Below are 20,972 nucleotides of genomic sequence, written 5' to 3' on the forward strand. Positions count from 1 at the left end.
TACGGTAGAGCCATAAATTACTTCTACAATCACGGTACCCAATTTATGGCTCCAACCCAATCCCCCGCAAAATCACACTGGTCACCGTCTGCACCGCTTTCTCGAACTGCATGTCCGACAGCGGCTGATGGTCGTTGAGAATATTCACCTGGTGATCGAAGTCGGCGTAGTGCTGGGTCGAGGCCCAGATCATGTACAGCAGGCTCGAGGGCTCCACCGGCAGGATGCGTTTGTCGTCCACCCATTGGCGGATTTTCGCTTCCTTCATCTTGGCCCAGTCGTACAGGCTCGCATCCAGCGCTTCGCCGAGGGTCGGCGCGCCATGGATGATTTCGTTGGCCCAGACTTTCGAGCCATAGGGCCGGCTGCGGGAATGGTTCATCTTGGCGCGGATGTAGCTGCTGAGCACCACACGCGGGTCATCGAACATCTCGAAGCACAGCGCATCCTGCTTCCAGACTTCCAGCAAGTCGAACAGCACGGCGCTGTACAACTCGGTCTTGGTGCTGAAGTAGTAGTGCAGGTTGGAGCGCGGCAGTTGTACTTCAGCGGCGATGTCGGCCATGGCGGTGCTGCCAAAGCCCTTTTCAGCGAAGACTTTTTCCGCCCCCAGCAGGATTTTTTCGACGTTACTGCGACGAATCTCGATCTTGTGATTGCCCATGCGGATCCCCGACAACAACGTTGAGCAAGACTAGCATCCGCTCTGGATCGCGGCGACAGGGGAAAACGAAACTTCGTGCAGCCACTGTCGTAAAGCTAAACTCTGCGCACTTGGAAACTGCCTGAGGTGCCCACGATGTTGCTCAGGAAAAACCTGACCGTCGCGGCCCTGCTCGGCACGCTGCCTCCGATGATTTCCAGCTGACAATCCAATCCCTTGTGGGAGCGAGCTTTTGTGGCGAGGGGGCTTGCCCCCGTTCGGCTGCGCAGCAGTCGTAAATATAAACTCCTCGATATGCCTGAAAGTCGTAGGGGCCGCTTCGCGACCCAACGGGGGCAAGCCCCCTCGCCACAGGGAACGGTGCAAGCCTTGAAAATCACACAGCAGGTCAACATGTCGCTAACACTGATCGAACTCGAAGACGAATTCACCCGCCTCACCCTCGCACCCGAGCTTGGCGCCAGCATCGTCAACTGGACGGTGCGCAGCACCGGACAGCCCTTGTTGCGGCACGCCGATGAGCACGCCCTGAATACCGGCCTGCCCGGCAAACTCGGCTGCTTTCCCTTGATCCCCTGGTCCAACCGCATCGCCGATGGCGGTTTCGATTGCCCCGATGGCTGGCTGGCACTGGCGCCCAACAGCCTCACCGATCCCCTGCCGATTCACGGCAGCGCCTGGCAGCAGGTGTGGGACGTGGTTTCCCGATCGGAAAATGAAGTGGTCCTGCAACTCGACGGCACAACCCCCTTCGCTTATCGCGCCCGGCAACGTTTCCATTTGAGCGCGGGCAAGCTGAGCATCGAACTGCACGTCACACACCTGGCCGAGCACGCTGCGTGGCATGGCCTGGGATTGCATCCGTATCTGCCGCGCACCGCGAACACCCGACTACAGGCACCCGCCCGGCATGTGTGGTTGTGCGACAGGGCAAAACTGCCGACAGAACTCAGCGCATTGCCGCTCGAGTGGGATTTCCAGCATCTGAAGGCATTGCCCGAATCGCTGGTGGACAACGGCTTCTGTGAATGGAACGGTCACTGCCTGATCGAGCAAGCGGATCTTGGTTACACGCTCGACTGCCAGGCCACCGGCAGCGATTACTACCTGCTGTACTGCCCCGTGGGCCTGGAGTTTTTCTGCATCGAGCCGGTGAGCCATCCGGTCAACGCGCACCACCTGCCCGGTCGGCCGGGGTTGCGTTTGCTGGAACAGGGCCAATCCACCGAACTGGGTTTCAGCCTGCAGTATCGGCCGCTTCAGGCAGATGTTCCCAACAGTTGACTCAACACCGCTCGCAACTTGCCAGGCTTCACCGGTTTGTTCAGCAAGGGTGCGTTGAGCCGCTGCAACGCACGCCGACATTGGTCGGTGCGGTCGGCGGTAATGATCACCGCGGGAATGTCCTGGTGGAAATGCTCGCGTAAATGTCGCACCACATCACAGCCGACCACCCCGTGATCGAGGTGATAGTCCGCGAGAATCAGCTCCGGCGCCTGTCCGCTTAGCGCCGCCAGCGCAGCCGCTTCATCGGTGGCGACCAGAACGTCGCAGCCCCACTGCCCGAGCAACGCGCCCATGCTTTCGAGAATGCTCACTTCGTTGTCGATCACCAGCAGACGGCGGCCCGGCAACGGATTGCCGGTACCCGGTTGTGGTACCGCCTGGCTCACGGGCAACGGAACTTCGTCGGATATCGGCACCTCGATGCTGAACATCGAACCCCGCCCCGGCAACGAGTACACGCCGATCCTATAGCCAAGGATCTTGGCGATGCGCTCGACAATCGCCAGCCCCAGGCCCACGCCCTTGCGGTCGGCGGCGCGACCGACATCCAGTTGGTTGAACTCGAGGAAGATCGAATCGAGCCGGTCGGCGGCGATGCCACGCCCGGTGTCCCAGACCTCCAGGCGCAGCATCTCACCCCGACGCCTTACCGCCAGCAGGATGCTGCCTTCATCGGTGTAGCGGCAGGCATTGCTGAGGAAGTTGCGCAGGATCCGCGTCATCAGGCGCAAGTCGGTGCTGATGGCGTAATCGGCCATGCGCACCCGCAGGTTCAAGCCGGCCGCCTGGGCGACGGACTGGAACTCCGACACCAGCGGCCCCAGCAGTTCGTCGAGGCGGTACGACGCGATGTCCGGCTTGACCGCGGCCTGGTCGAGCCGGGAAATGTCGAGCAGGTCCGTCAGCAGATCTTCGGCCCCTTCCAGGGCCTGGTGAGTGCGTTCCACCAGCACCTGTTCGGTTTCCGGCAACTTGCGTTCGCGCAAGGTCGAAATCAGCAACCGCGCGGCGTTCAGCGGTTGCAGCAGGTCGTGGCTGGCGGCGGCGAGGTATTTGTCCTTGCTGTGATTGGCGGCCTCGGCGGCATCGCGGGCATCGCGCAAGGCCTTGGCGATCTGTTTACGCTGGATGATCTGCTGCTGAAGGTTGCGGTTGGCTTCGAGCAGTTCATTGGTGCGCGAGACGACGCGCAGCTCCAGTTCGTCATTGAGTTGCTGCAGGCGTTGCTGGGCCTGTTTGCGCTCGGTGATATCGGAAACGAACCCCTCCACCAGCCCTTCCTGGCCAGGTTTGAGCAGCAGGTTCATCAACACATCGAGATGGCTGCCGTCCTTGCGGCGCAAGCGGGTTTCATAGCCGTGCAGGCTGCGCTGGTGCCTGAGGATCTCGCCGATGTTTTCCAGCTCCTGCGCGCCGTCGACAAACAGGGCGCCGGCCAGGTCGGTCAGGGAGAACAGCACCTCCTGCGGGTCCTGATAGCCAAGCATGCGTGCCAGCGCCGGGTTGGCGGCACGCATGCCATCGTGCAGGCTGGCCTGGAAGATCCCGTGCACCGCGTTTTCGAACAGCCACTTGTAGCGGTTACGCTCGGCTTCCAGATCATCCAGGCGCGCGGCCAGTTCCGGGTAATGACTCTTGCGCGCCGAATGGCTGCCCAGCCCCAGCAGCCCGGCCAGGGCGCGTTGTTGCTCGTCAGAGGGCTTCGCCATAGACGACCTCGACATCACGCTGGCTGGATTCGCGCGGGTTGGTCAGGATGCACGGATCATGCATCGCATGCTGCGACAGGAACGGAATGTCCGAGGTCCTGACGCCATGCAAACCGAGGGTTTCGTGAAAGCCGATGGCGTGCTTGAGGGCGATCAGGTGTTCGACCAGGCGCCCACAGATCTGCCGGTGATTCAGGCCTCGGCAGTCGATGCCGAAGGTCTCGGCGATCACCTTGAAGCGCTCCGGTGCCGAGTTGTAATTGAAGGCCACCACATGCTCGACGAGCACCGCGTTGCACAGGCCGTGGGGCAGGTCCAGAAAGCCGCCGAGGCTGTGGGACATGGCATGCACGGCGCCCAGGATGGCGTTGGAGAACGCAAGCCCGGCCTGCATGCTGCCGAGCATGATCTTCTCGCGCAGGGCGATGTCGGTCGGGTTGGCGATCATCTGCACCAGGTTGCCATTGATCAGGCGCATCGCTTCCAGCGCATGGGGGTCGGTCAACGGCCCATGGCCGGTGGACACGAAGGCTTCGATGGCATGCACCAGCGCGTCGATGCCGGTACAGGCCGACAGGAACGGGTCCATGCTCAGGGTGGTTTCCGGGTCGATCAGCGAAACGTCCGGCACCACGGCCTTGCTGACGATGGAGAACTTCATGCGCTCCTGCTGATTGGAAATGATCACGAATTGCGAGACATCGGCCGAGGTGCCGGCGGTGGTCGGAATCAGGATCAGCGGCGGGCTGGGCACGCGGATGGTGTCCACGCCCTCGAAATCGAGAATGCTGCGGCCATGGGCGACGACGATGCCGATGCCTTTGCCGCAGTCCATCGGGCTGCCACCACCGACGGCGACGATCACGTCGCAGTGGTTTTCCCGGTACATCTCAGCACCGAGCATCACCTCTTCGACCCGTGGGTTGGGCGAGACATCGCTGTACAGGCAGTATTCGATGCCCAGCGCTTGCAGGCTGGCCTCGACATCGGCGACCCAGCCGGCGCCGATCACGCCGGGATCGCTGACCACCAGCACCTTGCGTGCGCCAAAAGTCTTGGCGTAATTGCCGACACTGTGTCGGCTACCGGCACCGAAGATGATTTCAGGGGAAACGAACTTGCGCAGCTGGTTGAGACTCTGGCTCATTGGAAAGCCTGTTTTTATTGTTTTGGAAGGTAGAAACCACACTAAACCATCCAGCTGCGAATGCAATCAGACCAATGGGTAGCAGGCTGGGGCGTACTCAGATTCGAATTCACCGTGGCCCCCCTGTGGGAGCGGGCTTGCTCGCGAAGAGGCCCTGTCAGTCAATATTGATGGTGACTGACACACCGCTTTCGCGAGCAAGCCCGCTCCCACACGGACCTGTGTCGCCAGACTAACCGCGATAGATCAGCTGCGAAGTCTTCGCATTGCGCAGCGTCAGGTGTTCGATCCCCAACCCTGGCGCCTCGGCTTCCTCGCGGGCCTTGAGGATCACGCCGTGGTGCGGCGACTTGCTGCACACCGGGTCGGCATTGCTGGCATCGCCAGTCAGCATGAAAGCCTGACAGCGGCACCCGCCCAGGTCCTTGTGCTTTTCATCGCAGGAGCGGCACGGCTCCTTCATCCAGTCATCGCCGCGAAAACGATTGAAGCCGAACGAGTCGTTCCAGATGTGCGAGAGGCTGTGCTCGCGCACGTTGGGAAACGCTACCGGCAACTGCCGGGCGCTGTGGCAAGGCAAGGCCGTGCCGTCGGGGGTGATGTCGAGAAACAGGTTGGCCCAGCCGTTCATGCAGGTCTTGGGGCGTTCCTCGTAGTAGTCCGGGGTGACGAAGATCAGCTTGCAGGGATGGCCCTGAGCTTCAAGGCGCTGGCGATACTCGTTGGTGATGCGCTCGGCACGCTGCAATTGTTCCCGTGTGGGCAACAGGCCGACGCGGTTGAGTTCAGCCCAGCCATAGAACTGGCACGTGGCCAATTCGACGAAATCCGCTTCCAGCTCCAGGCACAACTCGATGATCTGCGCGATCCGGTCGATGTTGTGCCGATGGGTGACGAAGTTCAGCACCATCGGATAGCCCTGGGCTTTCACCGCACGGGCCATGGCGAGTTTCTGGGCAAAGGCCTTGCGCGAGCCGGCCAGCATGTTGTTCACCGCTTCGTCGGCGGCCTGGAAGCTGATCTGGATATGGTCCAGCCCGGCCACCTTGAAGTCGCGCACCTTCTGCTCGGTCAGGCCGATGCCCGAAGTGATCAAATTGGTGTAGTAGCCCATGTCCCGGGCGGCCTTGATCAACTCGGCGAGGTCCTGACGTACCAGCGGTTCGCCACCGGAAAAGCCCAATTGCGCGGCGCCCATGTCCCGCGCTTCGCGGAATACGCGAATCCATTCTTCCGTGCTCAGTTCCTCGCCGTGCCTGGCAAAGTCCAACGGATTGGAGCAATAGGGGCACTGCAGCGGACAGCGGTAAGTCAGCTCGGCGAGCAGCCACAGCGGCGGTCCGGGCAGCGTCTCACTCGATCCAGAATTGCGCATGGGCCACCTCCAGAAACGCCAGCACGTCTTCGTCGATCCCGGGTACGCCGGGGAAATTCGCGCTCAATCGATCAATGATCGCCGCCACGCTGCGCTGGCCATCCACCAGGTCCAGAATCTGCCCGGCGCTGCTGTTGAGCTTGATCATGCCTTCGGGGTACAGCAGCACGTAGCAATCCTGACGGGGCTCCCATTGCAGACGAAAACCACGACGCAAGGCCGGTGACTGCTGGCGATTGATCAGGCTCACAGGGCGATCCCCCGGTGCCAGACGTTGTCGCCGGTGACCGTGTGATAAGGCGGGCGTGCAAGTTCGTAGGCCATGCTCATGGCATCGAGCATGCTCCACAGCACATCGAGCTTGAATTGCAGGATCTCCAACATGCGTTGTTGCCCCTCGGCCGTCACGTAGTGCGCCAGGGTAACGCGCAAGCCATGCTCGACATCGCGCCGCGCCTGACTCAGGCGCGTGCGGAAATAGTCGTAGCCGGCGACGTCGATCCACGGGTAATGGGTCGGCCAGGCGTCGAGTCGCGATTGATGGATCTGCGGGGCAAAGAGTTCGGTCAGCGAACTGCTGGCCGCTTCCTGCCAGCAGGCGCGACGGGCGAAATTGACGTAGGCGTCCACCGCGAAACGCACCCCGGGCAGCACCAGTTCCTGGGACAAAATCTGCTCGCGATCCAGGCCCACGGCTTCGCCCAGGCGCAGCCAGGCTTCGATTCCGCCCTCGCTGCCGGGGACGCCGTCGTGGTCGAGAATCCGTTGCAGCCACTCCCGGCGCACGTCGCGGTCCGGGCAGTTAGCCAGGATGGCAGCGTCTTTCAGGGGGATGTTGACCTGGTAATAGAAGCGATTGGCGACCCAGCCCTGGATCTGCTCGCGGCTGGCGCGTCCGGCGTACATGGCTTGGTGGAAGGGATGGTGGATGTGGTAGTAGGCGCCCTTGGCGCGCAGGGCGGCTTCGAATTCTGTAGGGGACATCGGGGTCTTGGTCATTGGGGTACTCCTGGAAGCGCTGCGGTGTCTGGCCTGGCCTCTTCGCGAGCAAGCCCGCTCCCACAGGGGTCAGGGTTGAACACATTTTTTTGATCGAAACAGATCCATTGTGGGAGCGGGCTTGCTCGCGAAGGCGTCAGTCGCTACAGCACGATATCCATGCCGTCATAAGCCACTTCGATCCCCCGCCGCTCCAGCAAAGCCCGCTCGGCCGAGTCTTCATCGAGAATGGGATTGGTGTTGTTGATATGGATCAGCACCTTGCGCTGGCGATTGAAACCCTCCAGCACGTCAAGCATCCCGCCGGGGCCGCTTTGTGGGAGGTGCCCCATTTCGCTGCCCAGGCTCTGGCCGACTTCGCAGATACGCATCTCGTCGTCCCGCCACAGGGTGCCGTCCAGCAGCAGGCAATCGGCACGCTGCATCCAGCCCAGCACTTCATCGTCGATTCGGCCAAGGCCCGGTGCATAGAACAGCGATGCGCCGTTGCGCAGGTCTTCTATGAACAGGCCAATGGTGTCGCCCGGTTGCGGGTTGCCGCGATTGGGTGAATACGGCGGCGCGTTGCTCACCAGGGGAATCGCGCGAAACTGCAAATGCTCGCAGGCCGGGATGCCGAACGGCTGGCGATCGAGGCCGACCGGTTGCCATTGCAATCCGCCGTTCCAGTGTTCAAGCATTTTGAACAACGGGAAACCGCTGCTCAGGTCCTGATGCACACGCGCGGTGCACCAAACGTCATGCGGACAGCCTTCGCGCAGGCTAAGCAAACCGGTGCAATGATCGATCTGGCTGTCGAGCAGTACGACGCCAGCGATGGCAGTGTCACGCAATCGGCGCGCCGGTTGCAGCGGCGCAAAACCCTCGAGTTGCGCGCGAATGTCCGGTGACGCATTGCACAGCACCCACTCCACACCGTCGTCACTCAGGGCAATCGACGACTGCGTACGGCGCTGGGCCCGCAGGCTGCCATTGCGCACACCGGCGCACTGGCGGCAGTTGCAGTTCCACTGCGGGAAACCACCGCCAGCGGCGGAACCGAGAACGCGGATGTGCATGGCGGATGCTCCAGAAGGCAGGCCCGGCCAACGCATTGGCTGGCCGGGTGATCAATCAACGGTTGGCGAAATACATCGTCACTTCGAAGCCAATGCGCAGATCGGTAAACGCGGGTTTAGTCCACATGGGTCATTCCTCTTCTTGTGCCCGGGTGATTCCGGTAGAGCCATTAATGCACGGGGCGCCGAGTGCCCGAATGCTACTTTCGAAGGAGTTGGCGGGGTGATTTGGTAGGGGGGGTGCGATCGTCATGCACACACAAATACTGTAGGAGCGAGCTTGCTCGCGAAGGACGTGAACACACCGCGTACATACAGACAGCACGCGTCATCGTTGACATCCATCGCGAGCAGGCTCGCTCCTACAGGGTGCTTGCCATCAGTGCGAAATCAGAAGAACCCCAGCGGATTGATGTCGTAGCTCACCAGCAGGTTTTTGGTCTGCTGATAGTGGTCGAGCATCATCTTGTGGTTTTCGCGACCGACGCCGGACTTCTTGTAGCCACCGAACGCCGCATGTGCCGGGTACAGGTGGTAACAGTTGGTCCACACCCGCCCGGCCTTGATCGCCCGGCCCATGCGGTAGGCCCGGTTGATGTCGCGGGTCCACAGGCCGGCGCCGAGGCCGAACTCGCTGTCGTTGGCAATCGCCAGCGCTTCGGCTTCGTCCTTGAAGGTGGTGACGCCCACCACCGGACCGAAGATTTCTTCCTGGAACACGCGCATCTTGTTGTGCCCCTTGAGCAGGGTCGGCTGGATGTAATAGCCACTGGACAGGTCACCCTCCAGACGTTCGGCCGCGCCACCGGTGAGCAGCTCGGCGCCCTCCTCCTGGGCAATGGTCAGGTACGAGAGAATCTTGTCGTATTGCTGCTCGGACGCCTGGGCGCCGACCATGGTCTCGGTGTCCAGCGGGTTGCCGCGCTTGATCTTGACGATCTTCTTCATCACCTCGGCCATGAACGGCTCGTAGATCGACTCCTGGACCAGTGCCCGAGACGGGCAGGTGCAGACTTCGCCCTGGTTGAAGAACGCCAGCACCAGTCCTTCCGCCGCTTTTTCGATGAACGCCGGTTCAGCGTTCATGATGTCTTCGAAGAAAATGTTCGGCGACTTGCCGCCCAGTTCGACGGTGCTCGGGATGATGTTCTCGGCGGCGCAATGCATGATGTGCGCGCCCACCGGGGTCGAGCCGGTGAAGGCGATCTTGGCGATGCGCTTGCTGGTGGCCAGGGCCTCGCCGGCTTCGCGCCCGAAGCCCTGGACGATGTTCAACACACCCGCCGGCAGCAGGTCGGCGATCAGCTCGGCGAAGACCATGATCGACAGCGGCGTTTGTTCGGCAGGCTTGAGCACGATGCAGTTGCCGGCGGCCAGGGCCGGGGCGAGTTTCCAGGCGGCCATCAGTAGCGGGAAGTTCCACGGAATGATCTGCCCGACCACGCCCAGGGGCTCATGGAAGTGATAGGCAGTGGTCAGCTCATTGATCTCGGCAGCCCCGCCTTCCTGGGCGCGGATGCAGCCAGCGAAGTAACGGAAGTGGTCGGCCGCCAGCGGCACGTCGGCGTTCAGGGTTTCGCGCACGGCCTTGCCGTTGTCCCAGGTTTCGGTGACGGCCAGGACCTCAAGGTTCTGCTCGATGCGGTCGGCGATTTTCAGCAGCACCAGGGAGCGGTCCTGGGCCGAGGTCTTGCCCCAGGCGTCGGCAGCGGCATGGGCGGCGTCGAGGGCCTTGTCGATGTCGGCGGCGCTGGAGCGCGGGAATTCGGCGATCACTTCACCGTTGACCGGCGAGGTGTTGGTGAAGTACTCGCCATTGATCGGGGCAACGAACTCGCCACCGATGAAGTTGCCGTAGCGCGGCTTGAAGGTAATGACGGCGCCTGGGGTTCCGGGTTGTGCGTAGATCATGGTGGGCCTCTGTCTGGGTCGATGCCTGTCGTGCTGACAGGCGATGAGCCGATACTAGAGAGCCCCGCGTGCCAGACGAATGCATCGTTGGCAGGAGGGGCTCTCGTTATTTGGTCGTAGGTTTCACACAAAACACTGTGGGAGCGAGCTTGCTCGCGATGAACCCGAGAACGCAGTGGGGTGTCAGGCTTCCAGCGTTATCGTTGACGACCATCGCGAGCAGGCTCGCTCCTACAGGTTTAATGCTTGGCGACCAGATCCTTGGGCAGCTTGAAGGTCCAGAGCATGCCGCCCTGGTTGAAGTCCTTCACCCGCTTGGCCACTTCGCCGCCCCACAGCGGTACCGCGCCGCCCCAGCCGGAGAGCACCGAGACGTACTGTTCGCCGTCCATTTCCCAGGTCACGGGCGAGCCGAGCACGCCAGAGCCGGTCTGGAATTCCCAGACCTTTTCGCCGGTCTTGGCGTTGAAGGCCTGCAGGAAGCCTTCAGGCGTGCCGGTGAACACCAGGTTGCCCTTGGTGGTCAGCACCCCGCCCCACAGCGGCGCGTAGTTCTTGTGGCGCCAGACTTCCTTGCCGGTTTTCGGATCGATGGCCCGCAGCACGCCGATGTAGTCTTCGTTCAACGGCTTGATGGTGAAGCCGGCGCCGAGGAACGCCGCGCCTTTCTTGTAGGCGATGCCTTCGTTCCAGATGTCCATGCCCCATTCGTTGGACGGCACATAGAACAGCCCGGTGTCTTTGTTGTAGGCCATCGGCATCCAGTTTTTCGCGCCGAGGAACGCCGGCGCTACGAAGACCGAGCTGCCTTTGGCTTCCGAACCCGGGGCACCGGGACGGCTGGCTTCGTTGTAGATCGGCCGGCCGTTCTTATCCAGGCCGGTGGCCCAGGTGATCTTGTCCACGAACGGGAAGCCACGGATGAATTTGCCGTTGGTGCGGTCCAGCACGTAGAAGAAACCGTTACGGTCGGCAGTGGCCGCCGCCTTGATCTCCTTGCCCCCTTCGCTGTAGTTGAAGGACACCAGCTCGTTCACGCCGTCGTAGTCCCAACCATCGTGGGGCGTGCTCTGGAAGTGCCACTTGATGGTGCCGTCGTCCGGGTTGAGCGCCAGGCGCGACGAGGAGTAGAGGTTGTCGCCAGGGCGCAGGTGCGAGTTCCACGGCGCCGGGTTGCCGGTACCGAACAACAGCAGGTTGGTTTCGGGGTCGTAGTAACCGCCAAGCCAAGGGGCGGCGCCACCGGTTTTCCACAGATCGCCCGGCCAGGTCTTGCCCGCCTCGCCGCCGGAGATGCCGTTTTCAACCGCTTTGCCGTCCTTGTAGACGTAGCCCATATGGCCTTCGACCGTTGGCCGGGTCCACAGCAGATCACCGTTTTTCGGGTCGTAGGCCTCGATCTTGCCCACCACGCCAAACTCGCCACCGGCCACGCCGGTAATCAGCTTGCCGTTGATCACCAGCGGCGCGGCGCTGATCGAGTAGCCTTCCTTGTGGTCGGCGACTTTCTTGCTCCACACCACCTTGCCGGTGTCCTTGTTCAGCGCCACGAGCTTGGCGTCGAGGGTGCCGAAAATCACCAGGTCGCCATACAGCGCGACGCCACGGTTGATCACATCGCAGCAAGGGCGGATGTCATCGGGCAGGCGCGCATCGTATTGCCAGAGTTTCTTGCCGGTGCGCGCATCCACGGCAAATACCCGGGAGTAGGAACCGGTCATATACATCACGCCGTCCTTGACCATCGGCTGCGCTTGCTGGCCACGCTGTTTTTCTCCGCCGAAGGAAAACGCCCACGCCGGGCGCAGCTCCTTGACGTTGTCGACGTTGAGAATATCCAGCGGGCTGTAGCGCTGCCCTTGAACGCCGAGGCCGTTGGTCACGACCTGTTCCGGGTTCTTCGGATCCTGGAGAATGTCCTGGTCGGAAACCCCGGCCAATGCCTGGCCGGACAACAGCATGGCACTGAGCAGCAGGCTCAAGACGAAGGGCTGGCGACGTGCGGGTTGGGTCATGACGGCTTCCTCTGCGGATTTTTGTTATGTCCGGAAAATTTTCCCGGTCTGGTGCAGATTCTTGGGCGCCGCTGCCCTGGCAACAATTGCCCGCAATGTGGAGTTTTCTAGTTCCTTGGTACAGGTTCGGAGGAGATGAGCAGCGAACTTTGTGCCAGACATAGATCCCCTGTGGGAGCGGGCTTGCTCGCGAAGTGGCCGTGTCAGTCACCTTTTATGTCGACTGACACTCCGCTTTCGCGAGCAAGCCCGCTCCCACATTAGATCAGGGTGGGGCAGTTATTTGCGGCGGAGTCCACCCGGGTCATCTGCCCGCGCTCGTAACGCGGATACAAATGACTGACGCTGCGGATCAGTTCATAACGGCTCAGGTTGATCCCGGCGAAACGTTCAGGGATGGGGCTGCGGATCATCTCGGCCATATCACTGCCATTGGCCGCGCCGTCGCGCATGAGCTGATCGAGCCAGGTCAGGTAATCGCGCATCTGCTCGAAGGGTTGTGGATCGCTCGACACCGGCCCATGGCCCGGCACGATCTGCGTCCAGGGCAAGCCTCGCAGGGTCGCGATGTCCGCCAGCCACACCGAAAGCCCTGGACTGTTGGGCGTTGTCAGCGCCCGCTGATAAAACACCAGGTCCCCGGCAAACAGCACGCCGGTTTGCTGGTCGAGAATAGCCAGATCCGCGCCCGTATGCCCACCCAGGCTCAGCAAGCGCAGATCGTGATTCCCAAAACTTTTCACGCCGGGTGTCAGCGTCTGAGTCGCCAGCACCACTTCGGTGCCACGCATCCAGTCGCCGACCATCCGGTACATATTCTCCGCCATGGCATCGCCTTGCTGGTGCAACAGCTCGCTGGTGCCGGCCAAGGCGCCGATGGGCACGTCGGTGAAGGCTTGATTACCCAGCACATGGTCCGGGTGGTGATGGGTCAGCAAGACCTCGATCACCGGCTTGTCGGTGGTGGCGGCAATGGCCTTGCGCATCGCTTCGCCGTAACGCCTGGACGGCCCGGTGTCGATCACCACCACACCGCGTTCAGTGACGATAAACGCGGTGTTGACGATGTTGCCGCCGTTGGCCTTGGCGAAATTATCGGTGCTGCCTTCCAGTAACCAGGTGTCCTGGGCGATCCGCCGGGGCTTGAGCGAGTACTCGAGATCGGCCAGGGCCGGCAGACTGACGCTTAACACCATCAACAGGATCCAGCGCATGCCACGCTCCTTAGGGTCAGGGGATCGACGCATCGAACTCATTGCCGCTGTTGTCCCGTAGCAGCAGGCGCGTTTGCCCTGCCCCTTCGATGTCGAAGGCCAGGTTGGGGTTTTCACTGACCGCGGGGAACAGCTCCAGCCGGGCCAGCACTTGCTCGTTGCGGTCGCGCAGTTCGGCATGGTTGATGAAGAATTCCGGAATGCCGCTGACCATGCCGTTGTCCATGGGATGGGCCACCTGCATACGCAAACGGCTGAACCCGTCCCGGGGATAACGCCCGCCGAACACTTCGCCGATGCGCTCCTCCCAGCCCGGTTGAGTCCGCACCACGCTCGGGGCGGTGCAACCGCCACCCGCGGCGTCAATCAGGGTCGAGCCGACATGCCACACGCCGTCGCGGGTCAACACCGCCGCGCGCAAGGGCGTTGCCTGTTCGATGCGAATGCGCAAAGACAGCCACGGCAAAACCGAATTCAGCGGCTGGAAGTCGACGATTTTCGGTAACGGATTCAGCTCTGCCCAGGCGAGGATTTTCACCACCTCGCCATTGAACGCCCGGGCATCGATTTCCAGCGGCACCTGCCGGGCATCTTCGGCAAACGGCGGCGCCAGCAGTTTGACCCGTTCATCGAAAACGAACGGCGCATTGCCCAGAAACCGCTGATGGTAGAAGGCCCACATCACCGATGGCACCGGATCCTTGCCCGGATCGATAGCGCCAGCCTGTGCCGCCAGGCTCAACCAGCAGGCCAACAGACAACTCCCTCGCCATTTCATCGCCTGCTCCTTATTGATACATCTCGGGCACGTCGTACCGCAGGCCGTAATGGCCGTAGATGGTCTTCACCGAACCGTCGCGGATCAGCGCTTCCAACGCCTCTTCCACGGCATAGGCCAGTTGACGGTTGCTTTCGTGCACCGCCATGCCGATTTCCCAGAGCTGCTTGCCCATGTTCGGGTAGGCATTCTCTGCCAGCGCCACCTGCGGGTCGGCCGCTTCGTGCACTTGCCAGTCGATTTCGCCGCGCATGGCCATCACCGCGTCGACCTCACCGGCCTTCATCGCGGCAAACGCCTGGGGTACGCCTGAATAGTGATGGGTCTTGCCAGCGAGCATGCCGTTGAACACCGAGGTCAGGTAGAACGAGGGCACGCTGTCGACTTCGACACCAATCGGATGCTGCTCGAACACCGCAACGCTGGCGACCTTGTCCAGCCTTCGGCGGTCATAGGCCACCTGCCATTGTTCGTTCTGGTACGGACCGAACATCACCACATGACCATTTTCCAGTTCACCGAACTCATTACGTTTCTGCGCGTAGTCGCGGTCGTAGGGCACGCGCATCATCAGGTCGGCCAGTTGCTGGTTGTGCAAGGCACTGGCACGCCAGATGTAGTCGCGCAGGTCGTCATCGAGTTTTTCCCCCGCCGGTGCCCAGATCAGCGTCAGGCGCACACCGAGTGCCTTGGCCAAGGCCTCGGCGAGTTCAACATCGACCCCCTGAGGCTTTCCAGCGCTTTCGAAACTGTAGGGGGCGAAGTCCTTGTAGACCGCCACCTTCAGCTCCCCGGCGGCGATCATTTCGTCGTAGTTGCGAACCTGCGCCTGCGCCGCCTGGCAGCACAGCCACAGAGCGCTGATCAACACCGCGAGCAGGCGCATGGGTCACTCCTCGACGCGCACAGTGTCCAGATAGGTACGCACCGCCCACAGGGCTTCCTGGCTCAGGTAGTCGGCCATCTTCGGCATGTACACCCGACCGTCGCGCACCGCGCCATGGCGCACCCGTTCGGCGAACCATTCATCGCCCGCCTCGCCGACATCGAGCATGCGCAAGTCGGGGGCGATACCGCCGGACTTGGCTTCCAGGCCATGACAGGCCGCGCAGTTCTGGGTATAGGCCGAGGCGCCGATTTCCACTGCCTTGTCGTGTTCCGGGGCGGTGCGATACGGGTTCACCGCGGCCCAGCCATCGGCATCGAGCTGCACCCCGGCGTCCTTGATCGGGGTCAAGCCCTGGGTGGCGACAGCCTGTGGCACCACATTGCCGTGGGCCCAGACGGAACCTGCACTGATCAAACTGGCCAATAGCCCGGTCACGAGCAAGGCGTTGCGTTTTGTTGTCATTGTTATGCCCTCTGGATTGCACGCAAAACCTCTTGGCAGAGGCTATGGCAGCCATCTTAGAAAGCCCTGCACACAGCCCCCATGCTGCTTTGGTGGTCGCTACCTAGTCCCTTGGTAGTAAGGCGCTGGATGGACACCACCGGTACTTTCTGCATATTTCCTCAGCTTCACGGGCTTCCTATGCTGGCGCTACCTGTAATGGAGTGCCCTATGCGCCAGCTCATCCCTTACGCCCTGATCTACCTGCTGGCGATTGCCTGCGCCGCCGGCCTGGCCACCCAGAGTCAGGCCGCCGATGCGCCCTTGCAGGTGCGGATCGGCTACCTGGGTTATCGCCCCGACGCCGGCCCGTTGCTGTCGAACGTCATCCCCGAGCCCACCGATGCCGGGCTGCGCGGCGCCGAACTGGCGATCACCGACAGCAACAGCACCGGGCGTTTTCTCAACCACGGCTACAGCCTGGTCAGCGCCAGTGTCGACAGCCCCGAGGCATTGCTCGAAGCGGCGAAGGCTCAGCACGAACAAGGCCTGCGCCTGTTTGTGGTGAACGCCCCTTCGGGCAGCCTGCGCCAACTGAGTGCGGCACTGCCCGACAGTTTGCTGTTCAACGCCGGTAGCCCCGATGACAACCTGCGCACCACCGATTGCCTGCCGAACGTGCTGCACACCTTGCCGAGCCGGGCGATGCTCGCCGATGCGCTGGCGCAGTTTCTGGTGTTGCGCAAATGGCAGCGGGCGCTGCTGATTGTCGGCCCGACCCCGGACGATCAAGCCTATGCCGCCGCACTGCGCCGCGCGGCCAAGCGCTTCGGCTTGCAACTGGTGGCAGAAAAAACCTGGAGCTTCGATAACGACCAACGCCGCAGCGCCCAGGCCGACATGCCGCTGTTCACCCAGACCGCCGAGTACGACGTGGTACTGGTGGCCGATGAACGCGGCGACTTCGGTGAATACGTGCCCTACCAGACCTGGTACCCGCGCCCGGTCGCCGGCACCCAGGGCCTGACCCCGGTGGGCTGGCACAAGACCGTGGAAACCTACGGCGCCGCGCAGCTGCAAAAACGCTTTGAAGCCCTGACCGGACGCTGGATGAATGACCGCGATTTCGCGGCATGGATGGCCGTGCGCAGTATCGCCAGCGCTGTGAGCAAACTGCGCCAGGCCGAGCCGATGGCGATCCGTACGCTTGAAATCAGCGATCAGTTGCCGCTCGACGGTTTCAAGGGTCGCAAGCTCAGCTACCGGTCGTGGAATGGCCAGTTGCGCCAGCCGATTCCCATTGTCCAGCCCCGGGCGCTGGTCAGCACCTCACCCCAGGACGGCTTTTTGCACCCGTTCAACGAGATGGACAGCCTGGGTTACGACAAGCCCGAGGTCAGCTGCCGCTTTCCCTGATCCGAACATCACAACAATAAGGAATCCGCCATGCGCCGCACCCTGCTCTCTTGCACCTTGCTGCTCGCCGCTGGCAATGCCGTTGCCAGCACTGCCTGGGTCTCCAACGAAAAGGACAACAACCTGAGCCTGATCGACATGCAGACCCTGCAAGTCACCGACACCCTGCCCGTCGGCCAGCGCCCTCGCGGCCTGCTGCTGTCCCATGACAACAAGTTGTTGTACATCTGCGCCAGCGACTCGGACCGGGTCCAGGTGATGGACGTGGCCACGCGCAAGATCATCAAGGAACTGCCCTCGGGCAAAGACCCTGAACAATTCGCCCTGCACCCCAACAATCGCTGGTTGTACGTCTCCAACGAAGACGATGCGCTGGTCACGGTGATCGACACCGAGACCTCCAAGGTACTCGGCCAGATCAACGTCGGCGTCGAGCCCGAGGGTATGGCCGTCAGCCCCGACGGCAAGTGGGCGGTCAACACCAGCGAAACCACCAACATGCTGCACTGGATCGACACCAGCACCCAGACCCTGGCCGACAGCACCCTGGTGGACCAGCGCCCGCGCTTCGTCGAGTTCTCCCCCGATGGCGCGAAGCTCTGGGCCTCGGCGGAAATCGGCGGCACCGTGACCATCCTCGATGTGGCCAGCCGCACCGTGCTCAAGACCCTTAACTTCCAGATCAAGGGCGTGCACCCGGACAAGGTCCAGCCGGTCGGCATCAAGCTCAGCGCCGATGGCAAGTACGGTTTCGTCGCACTGGGCCCGGCCAATCATGTGGCGGTGATCGATGCCAAGACTTTCGAGATTCTCGATTACCTGCTGGTGGGTCGACGGGTCTGGCAGTTGGCGTTCACCCCGGATCAGAAGCAACTGCTGGCCACCAACGGCGTCAGCGGCGATGTCTCGGTGATCGATGTCGACAGCCTCAAGGTCAGCAAATCGGTGAAGGTCGGGCGCTATCCCTGGGGCGTGGTGGTGACGCCATGAACGCCCTTGAAGTCAGCGACCTGAGCTTTGCCTACGGCTCCCGGGAGGCCTTGCGCAAGGTGAGCTTCAGCCTGGAACCCGGGCGTTTCGCCGCGCTGCTGGGGCCCAACGGCGCCGGCAAGTCGACCCTGATTGCCCTGCTGACCCGGCTCTATGATCTGCAGCAAGGCGAGATCCGCGTCGGTGGCTGTTCATTGCGCAGCGCGGCACGCCCGGCACTCAGGCAATTGGGCGTGGTGTTCCAGCAAAGCACCCTGGACCTGGACCTCAGCGTCGAGCAGAACCTGCGTTATCACGCGGCATTGCATGGCCTGTCCCGGCGTCAGACCGACCTTCGGGTCGACGCCGAACTGGCCCGTCAGGCCCTGACCGACCGTCGCCGCGAACGGGTGCGCGAACTCAATGGCGGCCATCGTCGCCGGGTGGAAATTGCCCGCGCCCTGCTGCATGAGCCGCGCCTGCTGCTGCTCGATGAAGCCAGTGTCGGCCTCGACCCGGCAAGTCGCCTGGCGCTCAACCAGCACATCCGCAGCCTGTGTCGCGACGAGCACATCAGCGTGCTCTGGACCACCCACCTACTCGACGAAGTACAGCCCAGCGATGACTTGTTGATTCTGCATCAAGGTCGGTTGGTGGCCAGTGGGCAAGCCGATGCCCTGAGCCTGAAGCACGGCGGCGATCTCGGCTCGGCCTTCACTCGCCTTACGACATCAGGGGTTGTCCAATGAACGCTTACTGGCAATGCTTGCGCGGTATCGTGCTGCGCGAATGGCTGCGCTTTGTGCTGCAACGCACCCGATTTCTGAGCGCCCTGGTGCGGCCGCTGCTGTGGTTGCTGGTGTTCGCCGCCGGCTTTCGCGCGGCGCTGGGAATCGCGATCATCGAGCCCTACGACACCTACATACCGTACGAGGTCTACATCATTCCCGGGCTGGCCTGCATGATCCTGCTGTTCAATGGCATGCAGGGGTCACTGTCGATGGTCTACGACCGCGAGATGGGCAGCATGCGCGTGCTGCTGACCAGCCCCCTGCCCCGAACCTTTCTGCTGTGCAGCAAACTGGTGGCCACGTCGCTGATTTCGTTGTTGCAGGTGTATGCGTTCCTGGCGATTGCCTGGATCTACGGCGTGCGGCCACCGGCCATGGGCCTGTTGCTGGCGTTGCCGGTCCTGCTGCTGGTGGCGTTGATGCTCAGCGCACTGGGCCTGTTGCTGTCGAACGCGATCCGCCAGCTGGAGAACTTTGCCGGGGTGATGAACTTCGTGATCTTCCCGCTGTTTTTCCTGTCATCGGCGCTATATCCGCTGTGGAAGATGCGCGAGGCCAGCCAGTGGCTGTATTGGCTGTGCGCGGTGAATCCCTTTACCCATGCGGTGGAACTGGTGCGTTTCGCCCTGTATGAACGCTTCAATCCGCTGGCGCTGGCGGTGTGTGCGGGTTTGACGCTGCTGTTCGCGCTGCTCGCCGTGCTGACCTTCAACCCGCAGCATGCGGCCTTGCGCAAAACCAGCTAACACCACAATCCCCGGTGGGAGCGGGCTTGCTCGCGAAGGCGGCGGCAAATTCAATAAATAAGTTGACTGACACAACGCTTTCGCGAGCAAGCCCGCTCCCACAGGGGGATCTTCATTGAACAGGGTGAAATTACTACTTTAGTACTGGTTTCCCTGTCTATCGTCGCATTCCCAACGCCCCCCGACTGGCATGTAATAGGTCCATAACTATAAGGACTGAACCCATGCCGCGAGCCCGACGTTGCCTGTTGCGCCCTACTCTCGCCGCCCTGTCGCTGGGCCTGCTGCTGAGCACCGCGCAGGCCGACACGGCGCTGTTCGCCACCGACGGCTATCGCATCGGCCTGTACCGCAGCCCGACGCCGGAACAACTGCAAGGCGCAACCATCATCGACACCCCCGCCCTGCAAACCCTGCTCGGCCAAACCCCGCGCCCGGTGCTGATCGATGTCTACCGCCGTCAGTGGCTGCAAGGGCAGTTCATCGAAGACCAGCCCCATGAAAACCTGCCCGGCAGCCATTGGCTGGCCAATACCGGCGACGGTGACCTGACGCCCGCCTGGCAGGATTACTTTTCCCGGAACCTGAAATCACTGACTGGCGGCGACCCGACGCGACCGCTGGTCTTCTACTGCCGCTCCGACTGCTGGTTGAGCTGGAATGCGGTCAAACGCGCAGCCACCATGGGCTATAAGACTCTGTATTGGTATCGCGATGGCCTGGACGCCTGGCAAGCGGCCAATCTGCCGGTGGTGCCGGCAGCGCCGGAACCCTTTCCCTGAGCTTTACGCGTGCGTGTAGTTGCCACACCATAATCAAAATAATGAGGTGAAAGGCCATGTACAAAATCCTGATTGCCGACGATCACCCGCTGTTTCGCGAAGCCATTCACAACGTCATCAGCGACGGTTTTGCCGGCACCGAAGTGATGGAAACCGCCGACCTGGACAGCGCCCTGGCGCTGACCCAGGAACACGATGACCTGGACCTGATCCTGCTCGACCTGAACATGCCCGGCATGCACGGGCTCAATGGCCTGATCAACCTGCGTAACGAAGCGCCGACCATTCCGGTGGTGATTGTCTCCGCCGAGCAGGACAAACAGATCGTGCTGCAAGCCATCACCTACGGTGCGGTGGGTTTCATCACCAAGTCTTCACCCCGTACCCAGATGACCGATGCCATCCAGCAGATTCTCAATGGCAATGTCTACCTGCCCCCGGACATCATCCGCACCGCCAAAAGCAGCACCCACCGGCGGATGAACGACACCCCGGGCTTCCCGCCCGAACTGCTCCAGGCCCTGACCCGCAAACAACTGCAGGTACTGGAACGCATGACCAAAGGCGAATCGAACAAGCAGATCGCCTACACCCTGGAAATCGCCGAGACCACGGTCAAGGCCCATGTCTCGGCGATCCTGCGCAAGCTCAACGTGCACAACCGGGTGCAGGCGATCCTGAGTGCCGGGGATATTGATTTCGGGTCTTATCTGCGGCGTTGAGTCAGAGAGACCGCGGCGCGCCCTTCGCGAGCAAGCCCGCTCCCACACTGGACCTGCGT

At 62.1% G+C, this 20,972-nt stretch carries 21 protein-coding genes and 1 pseudogene; 7 read left to right on the plus strand and 15 right to left on the minus strand.

What is annotated here, in order from left to right; genetic code table 11:
• Positions 1-43: 43 nt before the first annotated feature.
• On the minus strand, positions 44-664 hold the full coding sequence (locus tag KGB29_RS08440) for a TetR/AcrR family transcriptional regulator (RefSeq protein WP_008046717.1): 621 nt from the start codon (positions 662-664) through the stop codon (positions 44-46).
• A gap of 393 nt (positions 665-1,057) precedes the next feature.
• Here KGB29_RS08440 and KGB29_RS08445 point away from each other — a divergent pair, with 393 nt between their 5' ends.
• Complete coding sequence (locus KGB29_RS08445) at positions 1,058-1,948, plus strand: aldose 1-epimerase (RefSeq protein WP_150814584.1); 891 nt, start codon at positions 1,058-1,060, stop codon at positions 1,946-1,948.
• Here the strand turns inward: KGB29_RS08445 and KGB29_RS08450 are convergent.
• The 14 genes and pseudogenes from KGB29_RS08450 to pedF all read right to left on the minus strand — a co-directional run bounded on the left by KGB29_RS08450 (position 1,924) and on the right by pedF (position 15,508).
• Entirely contained in the window at positions 1,924-3,660 is a 1,737-nt protein-coding gene (locus KGB29_RS08450; protein ID WP_150814583.1) for a NahK/ErcS family hybrid sensor histidine kinase/response regulator, read from the minus strand. The genes KGB29_RS08445 and KGB29_RS08450 overlap by 25 nt on opposite strands.
• The gene (ercA, locus tag KGB29_RS08455) at positions 3,644-4,807 is read right to left on the minus strand and encodes an alcohol dehydrogenase-like regulatory protein ErcA (RefSeq protein WP_150814582.1); all 1,164 of its coding nucleotides are present in this window, start codon (positions 4,805-4,807) and stop codon (positions 3,644-3,646) included. The genes KGB29_RS08450 and ercA overlap by 17 nt, the downstream gene beginning before the upstream one ends.
• A gap of 232 nt (positions 4,808-5,039) precedes the next feature.
• Entirely contained in the window at positions 5,040-6,182 is a 1,143-nt protein-coding gene (gene pqqE, locus KGB29_RS08460) for a pyrroloquinoline quinone biosynthesis protein PqqE (protein ID WP_154860151.1), read from the minus strand.
• Positions 6,160-6,432 (minus strand): pyrroloquinoline quinone biosynthesis peptide chaperone PqqD, encoded by a 273-nt coding sequence (gene pqqD / locus KGB29_RS08465; protein ID WP_154860152.1) that lies wholly within the window; start codon positions 6,430-6,432, stop codon positions 6,160-6,162. Before pqqD ends, pqqE begins: the two co-directional genes overlap by 23 nt.
• Positions 6,429-7,181 (minus strand): pyrroloquinoline-quinone synthase PqqC, encoded by a 753-nt coding sequence (gene pqqC / locus KGB29_RS08470; protein WP_150814578.1) that lies wholly within the window; start codon positions 7,179-7,181, stop codon positions 6,429-6,431. Before pqqC ends, pqqD begins: the two co-directional genes overlap by 4 nt.
• Before the next feature lie 143 nt (positions 7,182-7,324).
• Entirely contained in the window at positions 7,325-8,239 is a 915-nt protein-coding gene (pqqB, locus tag KGB29_RS08475; RefSeq protein ID WP_150814577.1) for a pyrroloquinoline quinone biosynthesis protein PqqB, read from the minus strand.
• Positions 8,240-8,294: 55 nt separating this feature from the next.
• A complete protein-coding gene (gene pqqA / locus KGB29_RS08480) occupies positions 8,295-8,366 on the minus strand; it encodes a pyrroloquinoline quinone precursor peptide PqqA (RefSeq protein WP_003253598.1) in 72 nt (23 codons plus the stop codon).
• A 263-nt stretch (positions 8,367-8,629) separates the two neighbouring features.
• Positions 8,630-10,150, minus strand: a complete 1,521-nt coding sequence (locus KGB29_RS08485; protein WP_057715193.1) for an aldehyde dehydrogenase family protein — start codon at positions 10,148-10,150, stop codon at positions 8,630-8,632.
• 124 nt (positions 10,151-10,274) lie between these two features.
• Positions 10,275-10,364: pseudogene (locus tag KGB29_RS08490) on the minus strand (outer membrane lipoprotein carrier protein LolA); the annotation flags it as partial.
• A gap of 25 nt (positions 10,365-10,389) precedes the next feature.
• Positions 10,390-12,165, minus strand: coding sequence for a PQQ-dependent methanol/ethanol family dehydrogenase (locus KGB29_RS08495; RefSeq protein ID WP_102671474.1), 1,776 nt, complete (start codon positions 12,163-12,165; stop codon positions 10,390-10,392).
• Positions 12,166-12,425: 260 nt separating this feature from the next.
• Entirely contained in the window at positions 12,426-13,379 is a 954-nt protein-coding gene (locus KGB29_RS08500; protein ID WP_223616383.1) for a quinoprotein relay system zinc metallohydrolase 1, read from the minus strand.
• Positions 13,380-13,395: 16 nt separating this feature from the next.
• The gene (locus KGB29_RS08505; RefSeq protein WP_150814574.1) at positions 13,396-14,157 is read right to left on the minus strand and encodes a quinoprotein dehydrogenase-associated SoxYZ-like carrier; all 762 of its coding nucleotides are present in this window, start codon (positions 14,155-14,157) and stop codon (positions 13,396-13,398) included.
• A 10-nt stretch (positions 14,158-14,167) separates the two neighbouring features.
• Positions 14,168-15,043 carry a substrate-binding periplasmic protein gene (locus tag KGB29_RS08510; protein ID WP_150814573.1) on the minus strand — a complete coding sequence of 292 codons (876 nt, stop codon included), beginning with the start codon at positions 15,041-15,043 and terminating at the stop codon, positions 14,168-14,170.
• A gap of 3 nt (positions 15,044-15,046) precedes the next feature.
• Positions 15,047-15,508 carry a cytochrome c-550 PedF gene (pedF, locus tag KGB29_RS08515; RefSeq protein WP_057715198.1) on the minus strand — a complete coding sequence of 154 codons (462 nt, stop codon included), beginning with the start codon at positions 15,506-15,508 and terminating at the stop codon, positions 15,047-15,049.
• Positions 15,509-15,718: 210 nt separating this feature from the next.
• On the opposite strand from pedF, the gene KGB29_RS08520 reads away from it, so the two are divergent.
• From KGB29_RS08520 to KGB29_RS08545, 6 genes are all read left to right on the plus strand, one after another.
• Positions 15,719-16,903 carry an ABC transporter substrate-binding protein gene (locus KGB29_RS08520; protein ID WP_150814572.1) on the plus strand — a complete coding sequence of 395 codons (1,185 nt, stop codon included), beginning with the start codon at positions 15,719-15,721 and terminating at the stop codon, positions 16,901-16,903.
• Positions 16,904-16,933: 30 nt separating this feature from the next.
• Positions 16,934-17,893 (plus strand): YVTN family beta-propeller repeat protein, encoded by a 960-nt coding sequence (locus tag KGB29_RS08525; RefSeq protein ID WP_150814571.1) that lies wholly within the window; start codon positions 16,934-16,936, stop codon positions 17,891-17,893.
• A complete protein-coding gene (locus KGB29_RS08530; protein WP_150814570.1) occupies positions 17,890-18,621 on the plus strand; it encodes an ABC transporter ATP-binding protein in 732 nt (243 codons plus the stop codon). The genes KGB29_RS08525 and KGB29_RS08530 overlap by 4 nt, the downstream gene beginning before the upstream one ends.
• Entirely contained in the window at positions 18,618-19,409 is a 792-nt protein-coding gene (locus KGB29_RS08535) for an ABC transporter permease (protein ID WP_150814569.1), read from the plus strand. Before KGB29_RS08530 ends, KGB29_RS08535 begins: the two co-directional genes overlap by 4 nt.
• Before the next feature lie 224 nt (positions 19,410-19,633).
• Positions 19,634-20,191: a PQQ-dependent catabolism-associated CXXCW motif protein gene (locus KGB29_RS08540; RefSeq protein ID WP_150814568.1), complete on the plus strand. Its 558-nt coding sequence runs from the start codon at positions 19,634-19,636 to the stop codon at positions 20,189-20,191.
• A gap of 56 nt (positions 20,192-20,247) precedes the next feature.
• Positions 20,248-20,913, plus strand: coding sequence for a response regulator transcription factor (locus KGB29_RS08545; protein WP_057715204.1), 666 nt, complete (start codon positions 20,248-20,250; stop codon positions 20,911-20,913).
• The last annotated feature ends 59 nt before the right edge of the window (positions 20,914-20,972 follow it).

This window comes from Pseudomonas sp. BF-B-30 (genome assembly GCF_019956305.1).
Taxonomy (GTDB): domain Bacteria; phylum Pseudomonadota; class Gammaproteobacteria; order Pseudomonadales; family Pseudomonadaceae; genus Aquipseudomonas; species Aquipseudomonas jessenii.

Excerpts from the sequence above, each read along its gene's own strand:
- KGB29_RS08440 (WP_008046717.1), bottom strand. The coding sequence starts at position 664 with ATGGGCAATCACAAGATCGAGATTCGTCGCAGTAACGTCGAAAAAATC.
- KGB29_RS08445 (WP_150814584.1), top strand. The coding sequence starts at position 1,058 with ATGTCGCTAACACTGATCGAACTCGAAGACGAATTCACCCGCCTCACC.
- KGB29_RS08450 (WP_150814583.1), bottom strand. The coding sequence starts at position 3,660 with ATGGCGAAGCCCTCTGACGAGCAACAACGCGCCCTGGCCGGGCTGCTG.
- ercA (WP_150814582.1), bottom strand. The coding sequence starts at position 4,807 with ATGAGCCAGAGTCTCAACCAGCTGCGCAAGTTCGTTTCCCCTGAAATC.
- pqqE (WP_154860151.1), bottom strand. The coding sequence starts at position 6,182 with ATGCGCAATTCTGGATCGAGTGAGACGCTGCCCGGACCGCCGCTGTGG.
- pqqC (WP_150814578.1), bottom strand. The coding sequence starts at position 7,181 with ATGACCAAGACCCCGATGTCCCCTACAGAATTCGAAGCCGCCCTGCGC.
- pqqB (WP_150814577.1), bottom strand. The coding sequence starts at position 8,239 with ATGCACATCCGCGTTCTCGGTTCCGCCGCTGGCGGTGGTTTCCCGCAG.
- KGB29_RS08485 (WP_057715193.1), bottom strand. The coding sequence starts at position 10,150 with ATGATCTACGCACAACCCGGAACCCCAGGCGCCGTCATTACCTTCAAG.
- KGB29_RS08495 (WP_102671474.1), bottom strand. The coding sequence starts at position 12,165 with ATGACCCAACCCGCACGTCGCCAGCCCTTCGTCTTGAGCCTGCTGCTC.
- KGB29_RS08500 (WP_223616383.1), bottom strand. The coding sequence starts at position 13,379 with ATGCGCTGGATCCTGTTGATGGTGTTAAGCGTCAGTCTGCCGGCCCTG.
- KGB29_RS08505 (WP_150814574.1), bottom strand. The coding sequence starts at position 14,157 with ATGAAATGGCGAGGGAGTTGTCTGTTGGCCTGCTGGTTGAGCCTGGCG.
- KGB29_RS08510 (WP_150814573.1), bottom strand. The coding sequence starts at position 15,043 with ATGCGCCTGCTCGCGGTGTTGATCAGCGCTCTGTGGCTGTGCTGCCAG.
- pedF (WP_057715198.1), bottom strand. The coding sequence starts at position 15,508 with ATGACAACAAAACGCAACGCCTTGCTCGTGACCGGGCTATTGGCCAGT.
- KGB29_RS08520 (WP_150814572.1), top strand. The coding sequence starts at position 15,719 with ATGCGCCAGCTCATCCCTTACGCCCTGATCTACCTGCTGGCGATTGCC.
- KGB29_RS08525 (WP_150814571.1), top strand. The coding sequence starts at position 16,934 with ATGCGCCGCACCCTGCTCTCTTGCACCTTGCTGCTCGCCGCTGGCAAT.
- KGB29_RS08530 (WP_150814570.1), top strand. The coding sequence starts at position 17,890 with ATGAACGCCCTTGAAGTCAGCGACCTGAGCTTTGCCTACGGCTCCCGG.
- KGB29_RS08535 (WP_150814569.1), top strand. The coding sequence starts at position 18,618 with ATGAACGCTTACTGGCAATGCTTGCGCGGTATCGTGCTGCGCGAATGG.
- KGB29_RS08540 (WP_150814568.1), top strand. The coding sequence starts at position 19,634 with ATGCCGCGAGCCCGACGTTGCCTGTTGCGCCCTACTCTCGCCGCCCTG.
- KGB29_RS08545 (WP_057715204.1), top strand. The coding sequence starts at position 20,248 with ATGTACAAAATCCTGATTGCCGACGATCACCCGCTGTTTCGCGAAGCC.